The following is a 2,001-nucleotide window of genomic DNA, read 5'->3' on the forward strand; positions in this document are numbered from 1 at the left end:
CAGCCAGATCTTCAAAGCCGACAATATCTGCGCCAGCTTCTTTAGCAGCATCTGCATTTGCACCTTGAGTAAACACAGCTACGCGAGTTGTTTTACCGGTACCTTTAGGCAGAACGACTGAACCACGAATAACTTGGTCAGATTTACGAGGATCAACACCCAGGTTGAAAGATACGTCAACAGACTCGTCAAATTTAGCAGTAGCAGCTTTTTTAACCAAAGCAATTGCTTCGTCGATTGCGTACAGTTTGTTAGCTTCAACAGAAGAGCGCAGAGCTTTCAAGCGTTTAGATACTTTAGCCATTATACAACACCCTCCACGTCCAAGCCCATTGAGCGAGCAGAGCCGGCAATAGTGCGAACAGCCGCATCCAAGTCAGCAGCAGTCAAATCAGGCTCTTTAGTTTTAGCAATTTCTTCCAACTGGGCGCGGGTCAATTTACCCACTTTATTAGTCAGAGGATTAGAACTACCTTTTTGCAGACCAGCAGCTTTTTTCAACAAGATAGAAGCTGGAGGGGTTTTCATCACAAAAGTGAATGATTTATCCGCAAATGCAGTAATAACGACTGGAATTGGCAAACCAGGTTCCATACCTTGGGTTGCAGCATTAAATGCTTTACAGAATTCCATGATATTCAAACCACGTTGACCCAAAGCAGGACCAACTGGGGGAGATGGATTGGCTTTACCTGCAGGAATTTGCAGTTTGATGTAGCCGATAATTTTCTTTGCCACTTAAGAACTCCTAAAAACGGGTATAACGCGGAACCATTCCGCTTCCCAAACAGAATTTGCGATTATATCCGCTTAAAAAAAAATTTTCAAGCGAATTAAACCACTTAAATCTTTTCAACCTGACCGAACTCTAATTCAACCGGTGTTTCACGACCAAAAATCTGAACTGAAACACGCAGTCTATTACGTTCGTAGTTAACTTCATCAACAATACCGTTAAAATCAGCAAATGGGCCTTCGTTTACTCGAACTTGCTGACCAACTTCAAACTCAACTTTTGGTTTTGGCTTCTCAACACCTGTTTTAGCTTGTTGCAAAATAGCATCTGCATCTTTTTGAGAAATTGGGATCGGGCGATTTCCACTACCGCCTACAAAACCATTTACTCGAGGGGTACTCTTAACCAAGTGCCATGAATCATCAGTCATTTCCATTTCAACCAATACATAGCCTGGATAGAATTTACGCTCACTGATGGTTTTTCGGCCATTCTTGATATCTACTACTTCCTCCACAGGAACGAGAATCTGGCCGAAATATTCTTCCATGTTTTCACGAGCAATACGCTCTTTCAATGTTTTTTGAACATTTTTCTCGAAACCGGAATAGGCCTGTACCACATACCAACGCTTTGACATCTTTACCCTTTCCTATTTAATAAAACATCAAAAAACAACCATGAAATAATTGTATCTGCCGTATAAATGAAGGCTGCTAAAACTGCAACGAAGATAATCACGAATACAGTCATTTTGACCGCTTCATCACGACTCGGCCAAACTACCTTCTTAAACTCAGTCCAAGAGCTCTTAAAATATGCAAACAGACCTTCTTTCTTTTCAGGAGCTGGCTTATTACTTACCACAACTTCCTTTTTCTGATGGTCTTCTTTGCGTCCAGACGGATGTTCTGTCATCTTTACTCACTTATCAATACCCCACCCGCCTTTATTTTAGATAGTGGCATTGATCCATTAATTAATTCCAAATAATCTTAAAACTTAAGTACAAAAAAATTAACCGGCACAAGGCCGGTTAATTTTTTATTTGGCAGGCCAAGAGGGTCTCGAACCCCCAACCCTCGGTTTTGGAGACCGATACTCTACCAATTGAGCTATTGGCCTGTAAACTTAAGCGATTACAGAAGAAACCACACCCGCACCTACGGTACGACCACCTTCGCGAATCGCAAAGCGCAGACCTTCTTCCATAGCGATAGGCGCAATCAGTTCTACAGTAATGGTTACGTTCTCACCTGGCATTA

Annotated in this window: 3 protein-coding genes, 1 tRNA gene and 2 pseudogenes; all 6 read right to left on the minus strand. The window is 41.9% G+C overall.

Annotated elements, in window-relative coordinates:
• Positions 1–304, minus strand: a pseudogene (gene rplA / locus ACTHUE_RS16870) (50S ribosomal protein L1); the annotation flags it as partial.
• On the minus strand, positions 304–738 hold the full coding sequence (rplK, locus tag ACTHUE_RS16875; RefSeq protein ID WP_002220151.1) for a 50S ribosomal protein L11: 435 nt from the start codon (positions 736–738) through the stop codon (positions 304–306). The pseudogene rplA and the gene rplK, both read right to left, overlap by 1 nt.
• A 104-nt stretch (positions 739–842) precedes the next feature.
• Positions 843–1,376 carry a transcription termination/antitermination protein NusG gene (gene nusG / locus ACTHUE_RS16880; protein WP_003680697.1) on the minus strand — a complete coding sequence of 178 codons (534 nt, stop codon included), beginning with the start codon at positions 1,374–1,376 and terminating at the stop codon, positions 843–845.
• 2 nt (positions 1,377–1,378) lie between these two features.
• Entirely contained in the window at positions 1,379–1,654 is a 276-nt protein-coding gene (secE, locus tag ACTHUE_RS16885) for a preprotein translocase subunit SecE (RefSeq protein WP_004521090.1), read from the minus strand.
• Between the two features lie 131 nt (positions 1,655–1,785).
• Positions 1,786–1,861: transfer RNA gene (locus ACTHUE_RS16890), tRNA-Trp, on the minus strand.
• A 6-nt stretch (positions 1,862–1,867) separates the two neighbouring features.
• Positions 1,868–2,001: pseudogene (locus tag ACTHUE_RS16895) on the minus strand (hypothetical protein); the annotation flags it as partial.

Source organism: Neisseria sp. P0021.S005, from assembly GCF_051956955.1.

Excerpts from the sequence above, each read along its gene's own strand:
- nusG (WP_003680697.1), bottom strand. The coding sequence starts at position 1,376 with ATGTCAAAGCGTTGGTATGTGGTACAGGCCTATTCCGGTTTCGAGAAA.
- secE (WP_004521090.1), bottom strand. The coding sequence starts at position 1,654 with ATGACAGAACATCCGTCTGGACGCAAAGAAGACCATCAGAAAAAGGAA.